Source organism: Saccharopolyspora gloriosae, from assembly GCF_014203325.1.
In the GTDB taxonomy this organism is placed as follows: domain Bacteria; phylum Actinomycetota; class Actinomycetes; order Mycobacteriales; family Pseudonocardiaceae; genus Saccharopolyspora_C; species Saccharopolyspora_C gloriosae.
In genome coordinates this window covers 4089446-4105107 of record NZ_JACHIV010000001.1, presented here as the reverse complement: position 1 = coordinate 4105107, position 15662 = coordinate 4089446, and the positions used below count along the sequence as shown (strand labels likewise).

Genomic DNA, 15662 nt, shown 5'->3' with positions numbered 1-15662 from the left:
CGAACGGGCGTTAAAGCTTTCGGGCGCCCGGCCCCGGCGGCCAGCATGGCCGAGGTGAAGATCGATCGGCGGAGGGGCGCGAGTGGTGGATCCGCGCGGTGAAGCAGTGCTGATCTCGGATCAGTCGACCGGGCGGTTCCAGGATCGGACGGCCGACATCGCCGGAGTCGAGCCGCTGCCGGACGGCCGCGTGGGCATCATGTTCAACGGTGGCAAGCGCTATCCGTACGGGGCGAACCGGGTGCGTGTTCTCCGCGATCCGCAACACACCACGCTCAGCGGGGACCTCCGGGCCGAGGTGTGCGGCACGGTCTGGGACAGCGCCATCGAGGTCGCCACGTTCGCGGGACCCGAGGGCGGGTGGTCCAGGGTCTTCTACCGAAGCGGTGAGGGGGTCAAGCACCGCGCTTATCCGGCTTTCCAGGTGCGCGTCCTCACCTCCGCAACCGCAACCGGGGCGGCGGCCGACGTGTTCCGCTATTGGCGGGCCGTGGTGGCCGGGCTTCCCGACGATGATCCGCTGGTGCGGCCGTACCGCAGGTTGAGCTTCGTCGACCCGGAGAGCGCGCTGGGGGCGTACCTGGCCGGCAGGCCGATCGAGCGTCGGGAACCGGCCGGTGTCCCGATCTTCCCGTTCCGGTGCAACCTGAGCCAGCGCCAGGCGGTCGAGAACGCACTCACCTGTTCCGCCTCGGTCATCGAAGGGCCGCCGGGGACCGGCAAGACCGAGACCATCCTGAACCTGATCGCCAACATCACGGTGCGGGACGAGACCGTCGGCATCGTGTCGCACACCAACTCGGCCGTCGACAACGTGCGGGAGAAGCTCGAAGAACTGGGTTTCGGGCACGTGCTCGCGAGTCTCGGCAAGATGGAGAAGCGCAAGGCGTTCTTCGCCGACCAGGCCACGCGCAACGCTCAGGTCGCCGCGTTCGCCGCGGAGACCCCGCCCCCGCCGGATCCGCGGCGGCTGGCCGACGTGGATCGGCGGCTGCGTCGGCTGCAATCCGGCGAACGGACCCGGGCCGAGCGACGGCACGAGATCGCGGCGCACCGCTTGGAGCGGGAGCACTTCGAACGGCATCTGCACGGCGACGAGATTCCGGACCTCGCCGGTCTCCCGCTGCTTCGCCGCTCGTCCGGCCGAATCCTCGACTACCTGGCCGAGAGCGAGCTGGAGCGCAATGGCGCGCGTCCAGGGCTGTTCCGGCGGATTCGGAAGTACTTCCGGTACGGCTCGGTGCGCGGCCTCGACCCGGAGGACACCGAGGTGGTCCTCCGGTTGCAGCGCGCCTACTACGCCAAGCGGATCGCCGAGCTGGACGAGGAGATCGCCCGGCTCGACGACGAGTTGCGACGAGCGGACTTCGACCGGCTGGCGCAGGAACATCGGGACTTGTCGGTGCAGGCGCTGCACGCGCACCTGGGCGAGCGGTACCGCGGACTGGCGCGCACGGTGCACGACGGTGACCAGTACCGGCGGGGCAAGGAGTTCCGCCGATTCATCGAGGACTACCCGGTCCTGCTAAGCACCTGCCATTCGTTGAGCTCCAGCATCGCGAGCGGTTTCCTTCTCGACTACCTGATCATCGATGAGGCGTCCCAGGTCGACCCGCTCGTGGCCGGACTGGCGTTGGCGTGCTGCCGCCATCTCGTCGTGGTGGGAGATTCTCGGCAGCTGCCGCCCATCCCGATCGCTTCCGCGGCCGACCACGTGGCACCGAGCCCCGCCTACGACTGCAGGAAGAGCATCCTCGAATCGCTGCGGGAGGTGCACGGCGACGAACTCCCGAGGGAACTCCTGCGCGAGCACTACCGGTGCGACCCGGCCATCATCGGGTTCTGCAACAAGAAGTTCTACGACGACGAGCTCATCCCTTACACGTCCGGTGGCGACGGCCGCCCGATGATCGTCGTGCGCACAGTCGAGGGCAACCACATGCGCCGGCACCGGACCGGGGGACGTTCGAACCGGCGCGAGCTGGAGGTCATCCGAGCCGAGGTGATTCCCGCTCACTGCGCGGAAGTCGATCCGGCCGACATCGGCGTCACCACGCCCTACCGGCTCCAGGCGGACAAGGTTCGCGACCTGCTCGACCAGATCGCCTCCGACACCGTGCACAAGTTCCAAGGCAGGCAGAAGAAGGTCGTCGTGATGACAACCGTCCTCGACGAGAGCTGGCCCGGTCGCAGCGGTCTGCCGTTCGCGGACGATCCGCACCTGATCAACGTGGCGGTGTCCCGGGCGATCGAGCGCTTCATCCTGGTGACGAACAACGACATGATGCCGACCAGCCGCCACATCCGGGACCTGGTCGGGCACATCCGCTACCACGATCTCGACGAGGACGTCGTCGACAGCGCGGTGGTCTCGATCTTCGACCTGCTCTACCAGCGGTATTCGCAACGGCTGCGGTCCTTGGCCGGGCGACTGCGCAACGAGCGGGCCTACAAGTCCGAGGACATCGCGTGGACCGTGCTGCACGACATCCTCGCCGAAGAGCGCTACCAGCACCTGACGGTCGTGGCGCAAGTGCTGGTGCAGAACCTGTTCCCGGATCTCAGCGTGCTCACCCCGGAGCAGGCGAAGTACGTCGGGCATCGGGCGTCGGTCGACTTCGTCGTCTACAACCGCGTGACGAACCGGCCGCTGCTGGCGATCGAGGTCGACGGTTTCGCCTTCCACGAGAACAAGCCGGAACAGCTGCGCCGGGACGAGCTGAAGAACCAGGTCTTCCGCTTCCACGACATGCCGCTGCTGCGGTTGCCGACCACCGGAAGCGGGGAGCAGCAGCGGATCCGGCAGGCGCTGGACGACGCCGAAGCCCACTGGGCGCGGCCGATCAGCTGAGCCGATCGGCCGCGCCGGAACCCGCGAGCGTCAGGCGGTGGTTTCGGTCAGTGCTGTGCCGAGGATGCTCAGGCCGCGGTCGATCTCGTCGTCGGTGGCGGTGAGCGGTGGGGCGATGCGGAAGGTGCCGCCCATGCCCGGCAGTTGGACGATGTTCATGTGCAGGCCCAGTTCGGCGCAACGGCGGGTGACGGCGGTGCCGAGCGCGTCGGCGTCGCCGCCCGCCGGGGTGTCGACCAGTTCCAGGCCGACCAGCAGGCCGCGGCCCCGGACGTCGCCGATAGCGGAGTGCTTCTCGGCGAGCTCCAGCAGGCCGTCGCGCAACCGGGCACCGAGCTCACCGGCGCGCAGGTCGAGGCGGTCGCGGCTGAGCACGTCCAGCACGGTGTTGCCCACCGCGGCCGGGAGCGGATCGTTGACGTGCGTGGTGAAGAACAGGAACCCGCGGTCGTGCGCCCGCTGCTCGATGTCGGCGCTGGTCAGCACGGCGGCCAGCGGCAGCCCCGCGCCGAGGGTCTTGGACAGGGTGAGGATGTCGGGCACGACGCCGTCGCGCTCGAAGGCGTACCAGTCACCGGTGCGGCACAACCCGGTCTGCGCTTCGTCGATGATCAGCAGCATCCCGCGCTCGTGGCACTTGTCCCGCAGCGCGGCGAGGTAGCCCGGTGGCAGGTCGACGACGCCGCCGGAGCTCAGGATCGGCTCGACCAGGCAGGCCGCGAGGGCGCCGACGGACTGCGCGTCGATCAGGTCGAACCCGAGGTCCAGCTGCCTGCGCCAGTCCAGGTTCCCGTCGGCGTCGACGATGTCCGGGCGGAACCGGTCCGGCACGGGCAGGGCGAAGTTGCCGGGAGCGGCGGGGCCGTACCCGCCGCGACCGGCCACGTAGGTGGCGCCGGCGGCGGCCTGCGTCATGCCGTGCCACGAACGCGCGAACGACACGACCTCGTGCCCGCCGGTGACGAGCTTCGCCATCCGCAGCGCCGCCTCGTTCGCCTCCGCGCCGGTGGTCAGCAGCATGGTCTTCTCCAGCGGCGCGGGAACGGAGTCCGCGAGCCGCCGGGCCAGGTCGAGGACGGGACGCGACAGCATGCCGCTGTAGAGGTGGTCGAGCCTGCCCACCTGCTCGTGGACGGTCGCGACGATCTCCGGGTGGGAGTGCCCGAGGATCGCGCTCATCTGCCCGGAGGTGAAGTCGAGCAGTTCGCGGCCGTCCTCGGTGAACACCGAGCTGCCCGCGGCGCGATCGATGACGGCCGGGCTGAAATCGCCCCGGCCCGAGTAGCGGATCAGGTGGGCGGCGCTGTTGTGCGGCATGACGACAACGCTACGAACGCGGGTCCATGCGCGTCCATCACACGATGTCGACGTTTCTGTTCGGCATTGCCGCACAATGGGAGGGGTGTTGAACCCGTGGCGCCTGCGCCTGCTCGGCCTGCTCGACAACCTGGGAACGGTCCGGGCGGTGGCCGACACGCTGCACCTGAGCCCGTCGACGGTCTCCCAGCAGCTGGCCGTGCTCGAAGGCGAGACCCGGACCCAGCTGCTGGAGCGCTCCGGTCGCCGCGTGCGGCTCACCCGCAGCGGCATCGCGCTGGCCCGGCGCGGGCGGGAGATCCTGGACCGGATGGCCGAGGCGGAGGCCGAGCTGCGCGCCCTGAACAACGAACCGATCGGCACCGTCCGGCTCGGCGTGTTCCAGAGCGCGATCCCCACCCTCGCCGTACCGGTCGCGGCCCACCTGGCGCACTCGCACCCGCACCTGCACGTGGAACTCATCGAATCCGAACCGCACGAGAGCGGCGCGGCGCTGCGCACCGGCGAGGCCGACGTGATCGTCACGACCACCGACTACGTCGAGTTCCCCTGGGGCAAGGACCTCGACCTGATCCCGCTGGGCACCGACCCGGTCGTCCTGGTCCTGCCCGCGGAGCACCCGCTCGCGAAGCGCCGGGTCGTGGACCTCGCCGCCTGCGCGGAGGAGACCTGGGCCTGCGACCGGCCCGGTTCCTACATGGCCGAGCTGACCTTGCGCCTGTGCCACGAGTCCGGCTTCGAACCTCGGGTCGCCTGCCGGTTCAGCAACATCCTGCTGCTGCTCCAGCACGTCGAAGCGGGCCGCTCGCTCGCGCTGCTGCCCGGCCTCGCGGTGGCACCAGGGCATGCGGTCGTCACCCGTGAACTCACCACGCCGGTGCACCGCAACGTGACCATCGTGGTGCGCCGGGGCACGACGTCGCGGGCCGGGGTGAACGCCGTCGTCGAAGCCCTGCTCGCCCACGCCGACATCCCCGCCCTGTCCGCACCGTCCACTCAGGACGCAATGCGAACTCCGGAGGAGGACGCGGAATGAGGCGGAACTCCGCCGTCACCTCCGTGGGTGAGGCGCATCGTTGCGGATCGGTGGGGTGACCTGCGCGCTGAGGACGTCAACCTTCTGCTGAGCCGACGGACCTCCGATCTCCGCCGAAGTGCTCGTCATGCGCGTTCTCGAACGCTCACAAAGGGTCCAGGCGGAGTGTTGCGACGGCTGTGATCGCTTCGAACGCGCGGTCCAGGGCGGGGCCGAAGTCGGCGTTCTCGTCGGTGGACCACACGGTCCAGGCCAGTTCGAACGCGAGCACGGTCGCTCCGGCGACGGCCTGGGCCTGCAGCACGTCGGGCACCCAGTCCAGCAGGGCGGAGGTGAGTTCTTCGCGTTCCACGTCGTTGAGCGAGGCCAGCCGTGCGCGCACGGGCGCCGCGGACTCGATCAGGTGCGCGCGCTTGCGCAAGGCCGCGGCGTCGGCGTTGATCGCGTCGACCACGGGGTCGAACGCGCGGCGCACGGTCGCCCACACCGAATCGCCGGTCGAGGCGTCGGCGGTGCGCACGCAGTCCGCCGCGGAGATCCGCGTCGCCCGCACGGCGGCGACGATCGCGTCCTCCTTGGAGTGGAAGTACCGGTGGAACGTCGCTCGGGACACCCCGATCTCACCGGCGATGTCCGCGACCGTCGTGTTCTCCAGGCCGACGTCGGCGATGTAGTCGGCCGCCGCCTTGGCGAGCTCCGCGCGGAGGAGCTCCCGGCTGCGCTTGCGTACGCCACTGGACATGGACCGAGTCTAAACAGTGATACTCTGAGTCCGCAGTGAGACAATGTCTCACTCATGCGAGGGTGCGCAGGTGCTCCGCGAGAGCGCGATCCGGTCGATCGTTCGGAGTGTCCTGTTCGGACGATCGGGGCCGTTCGCTCCTCGCGCCCCGCAAGGCCGAACGACACCGATCCGGGAGCAGGCAGTGGTCGACGAAGCAACGCGACAGCACCGAGCGCAGGACCCGCGCACCGGTTCCTCCTCGGATTCCGATGCCGCCGCTCCGGAAGCGGTCGGTCCCGCCGTGCTGCTGCTGGCCGGTGGCGTGGAATCCGCGCACGGGTACTTCCCCGGCCTGGTCGAAGGACTCACCGCGGACCCCGGCTGCCGCGTCATCCTGCACGACCGCCCCGGAGCGGGCGAGGGCGAAACCGTTGGCACGCTGCAGGAAACGGCACACGCGCTGCACGCCACCCTGCGGGAAAGCGCCGCGGGGCCGGTGGTCGTCGTCGGCCACAGCCTCGGCGGAGCGTTGGCCGCGCTGCTCGCCCGCGACCACCCGGAGGACGTCGCGGGACTCGTGCTGCTGGACCCCACCCCGATCAACGCCCCCGGCATCACCGTTCGGCTGGAGCGGGTGTGCCGCACGATGGCGGTCGTCCTCCGCGTCCCCGGCGCGCGCCGGATCGCGTCCGCGTTCGTGGGCCGGTACATGGAGGCAGAGGTGCGGCGCCTCGGGCTGCGGCCGGACTGCGAAGCGGCGTTCCGGCAGATCTCGCGAGGTGCGCTCGACTTCGCCGGGCTCGCCGCCGCGCTGGTCGGGGTCGGAGCGCTGTCGGCGAACTTCCGGGAGGCGGACCTGCCACGCGTCCCGGCCGCCGTCGTCTCCGCCGAACGCAAGCCCGCCAGCGAGGCCCGGCGCGCGCACCAGCGGCTCGCGTCCGCCCTCGGGACGAGCCCCATCATCTGGCCCGGCGCGACGCACGCGGTCCACCTCGACCACCCCGACGACACCCTCGCCACCATCCGCGACGTCGTCACCCGCGCCACGCCGTCCGCGGAGCGGGATCGGACGTGATCGGTCGCGGTCCGCGGGTTCTTCCGGGCTGAACGGGAAAAGCGGGGATTTTCCGGATCTCCGCGGCGTGGTGATCGCTGTGAGGATGGGGCTTGCGCCGCCGGTCCGCGGATCGGCCGATCCTCAGGGAGCCGATGATGGAGATGCTCGCGTGATCGCCAACGCGCTCGCCGCCGTGCTCGCGGCCTCGCTGCTGGCACCGGCCGCACCGGCGGCGGGGGAGCCGGACGACTCGTGGACCGGGCCGCTGCACACCGAGGGCAGCAGCATCGTCGACGCCGACGGCGACCCGTTCAAGCTGAAGTCCGGGAACTGGCACGGCGCCAGCGGCACCTGGAACGGCAGCGGCGACGTCGACGACCCGGCCAACCACCACGACGGTGAGAACGGCAACGGCATCCCGCTCGGCCTGGACCGGGCTTCGATGAGCGACATCGTCGGCAGCTTCCAGGAACTCGGGATCAACAGCATCCGGCTGCCGTTCTCCAACGACATGATCGACGACGAGGCGGCCGTGCCCGACGACGCGGTCGCCGCGAACCCGGAACTGCGCGGCAAGACGCGGCTGGAGGTCTACGACGCCGCCGTCGAAGCGCTCACCGGCAGCGGTCTCGCCGTGATCCTGAACAACCACACCAACACGGCTCGCTGGTGCTGCGGGGTCGACGGCAACGAGCGCTGGAACAGCGCGCAGAGCGACCAGGAATGGGAAGAGGACTGGCTGTTCATGGCCGGTCGCTACGCCGACAACTCGCGGGTGGTCGGCGCGGACCTCTACAACGAGGTGCGCCGCGACGTCTTCGACGACCCGAACTGGGGGCTCGGCGACGAGCACGACTGGTTCGCCGCCTCGCAGCGCGCGGGAGACCGGATCCTCGACGAGGCCAACCCGAACCTGCTGATCATCATCGAGGGCATCAACTGGACCGGCCTCCCGGTCGACGGGCTGCCGCACGAGCGGCCGACGCTGGAACCGGTGCGGGAGCTGTCGCACGAGCTGGTGAAACCGGACAAGCTGGTCTACTCGGCGCACTTCTACGGCTACACCGGCCCCAATCACAGCGGCGCCACCGGTACGGGCGAGACCACCGATCCGCGCTACCAGGACATGTCCCGCGACGAGCTCTACGACGTGCTGCGCAGGCAGGCGTTCTTCGTCACCGAGGACGGCATGCCCTACACGGCGCCGCTGTGGATCAGCGAGTTCGGCGTGGGGCGCGGCGAGCAGGATCCGAAGGCGCGCGCCTGGTTCGAGAACTTCGTGGACTTCCTCGTCGACAACGACGCGAACTTCGCCTACTGGCCGCTGGTCGGCTGGCAGGAGGGCGGCGAGACCGACGGCTGGGGACTGGTGCACTGGGACGAGGCGGGCGACCGCATCACCCTCGACGACGCCGACTGGCGCACCGGCGCCTGGCGCCGCTTGACGGGAGGCTGACGGGCGAGGCGTCTCACGCGCCGGGCGGTGCACATCGGACTCGTCCGGACCGCCGAGGTGTGATCCTCGTTTCGCTACCACAGCCGTGGACTTGAAAGCCGCGCGAGCGCGGTGGTAGTCCCGAGTCGTGCTCGACGCGGTGTGGTTGCGGACTTTCCTGGCGGTGGCCGATTCAGGCGGCTTCAGCAGTGCCGCGCGCGCCCTCGGACTCGGGCAACCCGCCGTGAGCCAGCACGTGCGCAAGCTGGAAGCGGCGGTGGGCCGCTCGCTGCTGATGCGCGACAGCCACACCGTGGAGCTCACCGGGGACGGTGAGGCGATGGTCGGGTTCGCGCGCGGCATCCTCGGCAGGCACCAGCAGGCGCTGGACTACTTCAGCGGCCCGGAACCGAGCGGGCGGGTCCGGCTGGGAGTGTCCGAAGACCTCGTCTCCGATTGGTTCTCCCGGATCGCGCAGCGGTTCCAGCGGCTGCACCCGCGGGTCGACCTAGACCTCACCGCCGGCCTCAGCGCTCCGCTGCACGATCGGCTCACGCGCGGCGAGCTCGACATCGCCCTGATCAAGCAGCCGGGAGGCGAACCGTCCGGGCGGCTGCTGTGGCGCGACGAGCTGGTCTGGGTGGGCACTCCCGAAACCACGATCGTGCCCGGTGATCCGGTTCCGCTGGTGGTGTACCCGGAGCCCGGCATCACCCGCGCCCGCGCGCTGGCCGCGCTGGAGCGGGAGCAGCGGTCGTGGCGCGTCAGCTGCACCGCGGACCGGCTCAACGGGCTCGTCATGGCCGTGCGCGCCGGACTCGGCGTCGCCGTGTTCGCCCGCAGCGTCGTCCCGGAAGGACTGGTGCCGATCGACGGCGGGCTGCCCGCGCTCGACCAGATCGAATTCGTCCTCAGCGGACGAATCCCGGTGCGGGGGACGCCGGCGAGCGCCCTCGTCGACATGATCGCCGACGCCGGGCGGCCGGAAGCGGCGGGCGCGCGCTGAGTTCTTCCCGTCGGGGCGCGGCAGGGTGGAACGTCAGCGGAGGTGCAGGCGGCCCTGGTGGGGCTCCGCCATCCACGCGGTACCGGGGGATCGTGCGGTGATCGCGCCGCGCGATCGCAACCATCACGCCGCGGGCTTTGCCGTCGGGCTCCGCGCGGGCCGACACTGGGTGCGTCCGCGCAGGTGACCTGGAACGAGGAGTCATGCCCGAGAGAGACCGTCGGCGAGCACGCGCCGACGCCCTCGGCCCACCCCGTCCGGCCTGCCGCGCTCGACTTCGGGGCAGGCCCCGGTCGGGCCGAACCCGGTGATCGTCGCCCGGCGGACCCGGACGGGCCCCGAGATCGAACTTCGTTCGGCCGTCCGGCCTTCCGCGTCCGCACCCGGGCGGGAAGTGCGTCGAACCAGAGGAGAGGTGCAGGAGATGGGTTTGCCGGGCGGGTGGGAGCTGGTCGTCCTCGTCGGCGTCGTGGTGCTGCTGTTCGGCGCGAGCAAGCTGCCGGAGGTGGCGCGCTCCCTCGGGCAGTCGGCGCGCGTGTTCAAGGCGGAGGCGCGCGGGATGCAGGAGGACGAGGCAGCGGCCCGCGCCGCGCGGGACCGGCCCTCGGCGAACCCCGGCGAGAACTCCCCGAACGGCTCCGGGGCCCGCGGCGAACGGCGCGACGAGACCGCGAGCTGACGAGGCGCCGTCCGCTGCTGCGGAGGCCGCGGCGTTCGGATCACCGTCCGCGCCCGTCAGGTACGACGAGGAAGAACCCGCCGCGCGGACGTCGCCGCACCGTGCGTGGTGGGGCACCGGAGGGCGCTGCACCAGGCGTTCTGCTGCGCGTCCTGCGACGCGGCTTCGGGACGGCGGCTGACCGATCGGACCCAGGGCTCGTGCTCGGGCCGTCCGTGGCGACCGGCCGCTGACGCGGGAGCCGCCACGCCGGATTCGCCTCCGCCTGCGGATCAGGGTGCGGGCGGCGAATCCGGCGGAGAGCGGAACCCTCAGCCGTCGGTCAGCGCGCGGTCGAGGAGCGGGAGCAGGCGGTCCCAGTGCTGTCGCATCGCGGCGGGGTCGAAGGCGTCGGTGTCGGACATGGTGAAGCCGTGGAGCGTTCCGGGGTAGATCTCGGAGGTGTGGTCGAGCCCCGCGGCCTCCAGCGTCCGGCTGAGCTCGTCGAGATCGTCGGGCGTCAGGTCGGATTCGGCGTGGCCGAGGTGGACCTGGGCGGTGATCGTGGCGAGCATGCGGCGCAGGCCGTCAGGTCCGTCGGCGACGACGGGACCGTGGAATCCGGCGACGGCGGCTACTTCGTCCGGGTGCGCCGACGCGGTGCGCATCGCGAGGAGGCCGCCTATGCAGTAGCCGGTCACCGCGACCGGACCGGCGACGACTTCGGGCCGGGTGGTGAGGAACCGGAGGTAGGCGTCGGCATCGCTGAGGACGCGATCGGTCGTGTGCAGTTCGATCAAGGGCATCAGCCGGCCGATGAGCGCGTCCCGGTCCTCACCTCCGATGTGGTCGGGGAGCTCGACGACGGGTACCGGGCCGTGGCGGTAGAAGACGTGGGGCACGAGCACGTAGTACCCGTGCTCGGCCAGTTCGACGGCCAGCTGCCGCAGCGCGGGGCGGATGCCGAAGGCATCCATGTACATCAGCACTCCCGGGTGCCGCTCGCCGTCATCGGGGAACGCGGCGAAAGCCTCGGCCCGGCCGTCGGTGGTGGGAATCTGCAAGGTCCTGGTGGCCATGAATCCGTCCTGTCGTGGTCGTTTCGTCGGAACTGCGAACGACACGACGGAGGCGGACCTCGTGCGGTGGCGCGAAGTCCTCGTTCGATCGGCGGGACCGTGCCGGTCCCCGCGGCGCTCAGCGGAGCACCGGGTCACCGATCTGTGCGCGGCACGTGGCCATCCCGGTGGTCATCGTCGCGCAGCTTAGCCCACCGGCGACGGTGCGGGACCGGTTTCCTGGCTCGCGGCGCAGGCGACCGCGCATGACCGGGCGGGTCCTCGTCGACGCTCAGCCGTACCGCTGCGAAATTTCGTGGCGGGGACGGGTTTTCGCGTGTTCTGCTGCACGCGCCTCGGATCGCGGGAGGGGGAACCTATGTCGATCGAACCGCACGTGCTGCTCGCGGGTCCGCGCGGGCGTCGGCTGTGCTTCGAGCTGGCGCGGGTGCTGGGGCAAGGCACACCGGAAGGCATCGCCCTCCACCGCGCGGCCTTCTACGCGACGTACGACCTCGATCTGGCCCGTGGTGAGGCGGGCGTCCTCTTCGGCCCCGGAGCCGACCTGCCCAGGCCGCACCCGACTCCCGGTGAGGTCGCCGAGCTGCTGGTGGACGTGCCGCTGCGCGAACCCGGCGAGCGGGAACTGGCGCACGCATTGGCGGCGGCGGTCGACCGCGCGCGCTACTGGCAGGAACCGGACGGCGGGGACGTCCTGATCGCCGGGCCGGAGTTCCACGCCCCGCTCGGGCGGATCGCCGCCCAGGTCGCCACGAGCGCCGCGGCGCACTGGTGGGCGGCGGGGATCGACCCCACCGCGCAGTGCGTGGTGGAGTTCAGCGATGCGCCGGGGCGCACGCGCTCCGGAGCCGCGGCCGAGAACCTGGTGCGGTGGCGGGAGAACGAGGACGAGGGCGAAGCCCGCTCCCGGGCGCGGGCCCGCGAGCTCGGCGCGCCGGTCAGCGGGAGCTGGTGGTCCGCGCCGGTGCTCGCCGACCTGCTCCACACCACGCGGCGCCTCGGTGAGCTCGGTCCGGCGGGCCTGCGGTTCGTGGAGGACTCGATGGGCTGGGAGCGCGCGACGGTCCGCGACGTGGCGGTCCCGTCCGACGTGGCGGTGCACGAGATCGACGGGCCCGAGGCGTGGGCGCGGCTCTGCCGCCGCTTCCCGCTGGAGGTGACCGCCGGGCGACGGCACGACTGGTTCCGCGCCACGGGCCGGGACGGGCGCTGGGTGATCCCCGACTGGTCGGCGGTGGCGCGGGAGTTCGACGCCGTGCACCTCACCGCGGCCGGTTACCTCGCAACCGCCGGGCTCGCCGTTCCCGTCGAGGACGGCCTCGCCTCGGTGCTGGCGGGCTGGGACCCGGACGCGACCGCGTGGCTGACCGACACCGCCCGGCCGGACCCGGTGGGTCAGGAATGGCTCGACGACGACGATGGAGGCTGGCGACCGGTGCGGGCCTGAGCTCGGAGCATCCGCCCGGCCGGATCTCCGTCACCTGCCGAGGATTCGGCGGTTCAGAGCCGGTACTGCCGGATCCGATCCACCTCCATCGCGCCGGTGCCGCGCGGGCCGCCGTCGGGGAACCAGTCGAGCTGGATCGTGGGGTGCATCGCGCGCGGCGGGATCGTCTCCGGGTCCTCCGAGCGGAAGAACTCGACCCCGTCGACGTAGCCGATCACGTGCTGCGGCGTCCACTCGACGGCGTAGTCGTGCCAGGTCGTCATGTCCACGGTCCGCTCGGCGCTGACCTGGTCGTTGTTCTCCCCGTAGTGCAGGAAGAACTCCAGCCGCCGCCGCTGCGGATCGGACACCTCGGAATAGTCGACCTCACCGCCCACCGGGAAGTCCTCCGCGTCCGGCCACAGGATCAGGACCTGGTGGTACGCGGCGGTTCCCGGCGTGTACCTCGCCCGCGCCTCCCACCGGCCGTGCAGTTGTCCCGGTTCCCAGGACACGCCGCCGGTGGTGCCGTCCTCGGTGCCGTCGATGCGCAGCACGCCGTCGGCGACGCCGACCTGCTCCGGTGAGCGGACGCCGTTGCCCGCGTGGCCGGGACCGTCGTAGAGGTTCCAGCCGGGGCCGAGTTCGTCGCCGTCGAAGTCGTCCTCCCGCACCAGATCACCGGCCCAGCCGAACCGGGTCGCGGCGCTGCCGGGGTCGGCGGCGGCGCTGCCGGGTGCGGCCAGCAGCATCGGAGTCAGCACGAGAGCGGATAACGCGGACGCCGTCGGACGGCGCGACATGCGGAACTGCACAGGACCTCCCCAGGCCGAGGGTGCGCACGGGCCCGGCGTCGGGGAAGCCGACGATCATCGGAGCCCGTAGCGGTTCACCACATCTCGGGCGAGCGTATAGGTCTCCGGCGTGACGTCCACGTACTCGTGGTCCCAGAAGCTCCACGCGAACAGGCCCTGCGCGGTGAGCTTCGAGATCTGCCGGGGGGCGAAGACGCGCTCCAAGTCGCTGCGCGCGCGGGCGCCCGTGCCGTCCTTGTCCGGCCCGAAGTTCGACACCATCACCGGTCCGTACCGGCTGAGCCGGCCGACCATCCGGTCGACGTCTTCGGCGTTGTCCTCGTCCTGGAACGCGTTGAAGCTCTGGAAGTCCGACACCGTCATCACGTCGGAGAACTGATCGACCATCGCCTCGCGGCGGGCGGTCGATTCGGGAGTCGAGCCGTCGGTCTGCCAGCCGTCCCAGTTCAGCGCGACTCGTGCGTTCGGCGCGTACCGGTGGAAGATCTGCCGAACCTGCAGGTAGCGGTCCTTGAGCGCCAGGTAGTAGTTCGTCGTCGCCGGGTCCTTGTCGTAGCCGTGGGTGGTGCAGGCGACCTTCTCCATGCCGTTGAACATCGACACGTACAGCGGCGGCCCGTTCTCCGCACCGGCGAAGGACGTCGCCAACCGGCGCATGTCGTCGAGGAACCGCGGGGACATCTGGTACGCCTGGCCGCAGCCCGGTCCGCGCGGGGTGTCGACCGGTTCGCCCTCGTCGAAGGTGGGGGCCACGAGCAGGTGCAGCGCGGTGCCCGCCGCGTAGTGCTTCGGGAGCAGGTCCCGCCTCCAGGACTCGAACCGGGGGAGGTCGTCGGGATCGTCGTACCAGGTGGTCAACATGCCGATCGGAGCTTGGTAGAACAGCGGCTCGCGGGACGCGGCAGGGGCCTCGGGGCCCAGGCCGAACAGCAGCTTCGGGTTTTCGCTCGTCCCGGCGGGATAGGTGGGCACCGGTCGCTTCGGGGCTATCGCGTCCAAGCGCAGCTCCGGCGGTACCTCGGCGGCGCGATCCGGCGGCGGCGCGGCCGGGCGGGTGACTGCGACGACCCCGGCGACGATCAGGGCCACCACGACGGCGACCGTCCCGGCGCGGGCCGCGAACGGCAGCGTCAGCCACCGCTGGGCGGGATTCGTGGCAGCGGACTTCGGGACGTCGCGCGGTAATGCGCTGTCGAGCGCCTCTTGCGGCGGTGCGGGTGTGGACGTGGCCTTCGGGGCGGGATCGTCGTCGGCGAGCAGGTCGGCGTACAGCGCGCGGAGCCGCTGGCCGGGGTCGATTCCCAGCTCGTCGGCCAGCTCCCTGCGCGCTTCGCCGTAGGCCGCCACCGCCTCGGCCGGTCGCCCCGCCGCCCGCAGCGCGGTGATGAGCAGTTCCCAGGCCGATTCGCGCAACCCGTTCGCCGCGGTGAGCTTGCGGATCTCGTCGGCGGCTTCGTCGGGGCGGCCATCGGCGATGAGCGCCTCGGCGAGGGTTTCCTGCGCGTGCGCCCGGGTTTCCCGGAGTTCTTCCACTTCGGCGAAGCCGCCCGTCCCGGCGGTCTCCCGCATCGGATCGCCCCGCCACAGGCGCAGCGCCGCGCGCAGCGTCCGCACCCCGGCGGCCCGGTCACCGTCGTTGATCGCCGCGCAGCCCGCGTGGACGAGGTCGGTGAAGGCGCCGGTGTCGAGTTCCCCCGGAGCCACCACGAGCCGGTAGCCGCCGTGCCGGCTCTGGATCGGGGATTCCTCGCCCTCCCGCGTGCTCAGCCTGCGCAGCTGGTGCACGTAGGTCTTCAGGCTGCCGCGGGCCGTCGCGGGCGGCTCCGCCCACAGCGCCTCGATCAACTCGTCGTTGCCGACCCAGACGTTGGGGCGCAGCAGCAGTTCCGCCAGCAGCAGCCGCGGCTTCTCCGCGTTGACGGTGTTCAAGGTGCCGCTCGCGTCGCGCACCTGCACCGGCCCCAGCACGAAGTACCTGATGGCGCTGGTGTCTGGTTCGGCCACATCGGCTCCTCGCTGCACCGGGATCTTGGAGGTCGCCCGGAGTCTAGAGCGTCGGATACGCAGCGTGTCCGCACATTCACGGATTCGATGTACCGCTGCTGAACCGCACTTGACCTGCGGTGGACCCGATGTCGGCAGAGTCGGTCCGGTGATCGACGGCGAGCGGATCGGTTCGGCGGTTCGGCGGACTCCACCCGGAGGTGTGGTCGGCCGGCCGCCGCGGAGCGACGCCTCTGCGAAGCACTGGGGGTGGG

The 15662-nt window shown here is 71.2% G+C and carries 12 protein-coding genes; 7 read left to right on the top strand and 5 right to left on the bottom strand.

The window, feature by feature from the left end:
* The first annotated feature begins 106 nt into the window (after positions 1 to 106).
* Positions 107 to 2851, top strand: a complete 2745-nt coding sequence (locus tag BJ969_RS18060; protein ID WP_184480233.1) for an AAA domain-containing protein — start codon at positions 107 to 109, stop codon at positions 2849 to 2851.
* Between the two features lie 30 nt (positions 2852 to 2881).
* Here the strand turns inward: BJ969_RS18060 and BJ969_RS18055 are convergent, their stop codons facing one another.
* A complete protein-coding gene (locus BJ969_RS18055) occupies positions 2882 to 4168 on the bottom strand; it encodes an aspartate aminotransferase family protein (protein ID WP_184480230.1) in 1287 nt (428 codons plus the stop codon).
* Between the two features lie 85 nt (positions 4169 to 4253).
* Between BJ969_RS18055 and BJ969_RS18050 the strand changes: the two genes are divergently transcribed.
* Complete coding sequence (locus BJ969_RS18050; RefSeq protein ID WP_184480227.1) at positions 4254 to 5204, top strand: LysR substrate-binding domain-containing protein; 951 nt, start codon at positions 4254 to 4256, stop codon at positions 5202 to 5204.
* A 145-nt stretch (positions 5205 to 5349) separates the two neighbouring features.
* Here the strand turns inward: BJ969_RS18050 and BJ969_RS18045 are convergent, their stop codons facing one another.
* A complete protein-coding gene (locus BJ969_RS18045; protein WP_184480224.1) occupies positions 5350 to 5946 on the bottom strand; it encodes a TetR/AcrR family transcriptional regulator in 597 nt (198 codons plus the stop codon).
* A 184-nt stretch (positions 5947 to 6130) separates the two neighbouring features.
* Here BJ969_RS18045 and BJ969_RS18040 point away from each other — a divergent pair, with 184 nt between their 5' ends.
* From BJ969_RS18040 to tatA, 4 genes are all read left to right on the top strand, one after another.
* Positions 6131 to 7003, top strand: coding sequence for an alpha/beta fold hydrolase (locus BJ969_RS18040; protein ID WP_343071469.1), 873 nt, complete (start codon positions 6131 to 6133; stop codon positions 7001 to 7003).
* A 151-nt stretch (positions 7004 to 7154) separates the two neighbouring features.
* Entirely contained in the window at positions 7155 to 8441 is a 1287-nt protein-coding gene (locus BJ969_RS18035; RefSeq protein WP_343071468.1) for a glycoside hydrolase family 5 protein, read from the top strand.
* A gap of 127 nt (positions 8442 to 8568) precedes the next feature.
* Positions 8569 to 9426: a LysR substrate-binding domain-containing protein gene (locus BJ969_RS18030; RefSeq protein ID WP_184480218.1), complete on the top strand. Its 858-nt coding sequence runs from the start codon at positions 8569 to 8571 to the stop codon at positions 9424 to 9426.
* 424 nt (positions 9427 to 9850) lie between these two features.
* Complete coding sequence (gene tatA / locus BJ969_RS30630; RefSeq protein WP_184480216.1) at positions 9851 to 10105, top strand: Sec-independent protein translocase subunit TatA; 255 nt, start codon at positions 9851 to 9853, stop codon at positions 10103 to 10105.
* A 311-nt stretch (positions 10106 to 10416) separates the two neighbouring features.
* On the opposite strand, the gene BJ969_RS18020 is transcribed toward tatA, so the two are convergent.
* Positions 10417 to 11163, bottom strand: a complete 747-nt coding sequence (locus BJ969_RS18020; RefSeq protein ID WP_184480214.1) for a dienelactone hydrolase family protein — start codon at positions 11161 to 11163, stop codon at positions 10417 to 10419.
* Positions 11164 to 11521: 358 nt separating this feature from the next.
* On the opposite strand from BJ969_RS18020, the gene BJ969_RS18015 reads away from it, so the two are divergent.
* Positions 11522 to 12610, top strand: coding sequence for a hypothetical protein (locus tag BJ969_RS18015; RefSeq protein ID WP_184480212.1), 1089 nt, complete (start codon positions 11522 to 11524; stop codon positions 12608 to 12610).
* A 53-nt stretch (positions 12611 to 12663) separates the two neighbouring features.
* Here BJ969_RS18015 and BJ969_RS18010 read toward each other — a convergent pair whose 3' ends face one another.
* Positions 12664 to 13404: a family 16 glycosylhydrolase gene (locus BJ969_RS18010; protein WP_184480208.1), complete on the bottom strand. Its 741-nt coding sequence runs from the start codon at positions 13402 to 13404 to the stop codon at positions 12664 to 12666.
* A 54-nt stretch (positions 13405 to 13458) separates the two neighbouring features.
* Positions 13459 to 15408 (bottom strand): BTAD domain-containing putative transcriptional regulator, encoded by a 1950-nt coding sequence (locus BJ969_RS18005; RefSeq protein ID WP_184480206.1) that lies wholly within the window; start codon positions 15406 to 15408, stop codon positions 13459 to 13461.
* Between the last annotated feature and the right edge of the window lie 254 nt (positions 15409 to 15662).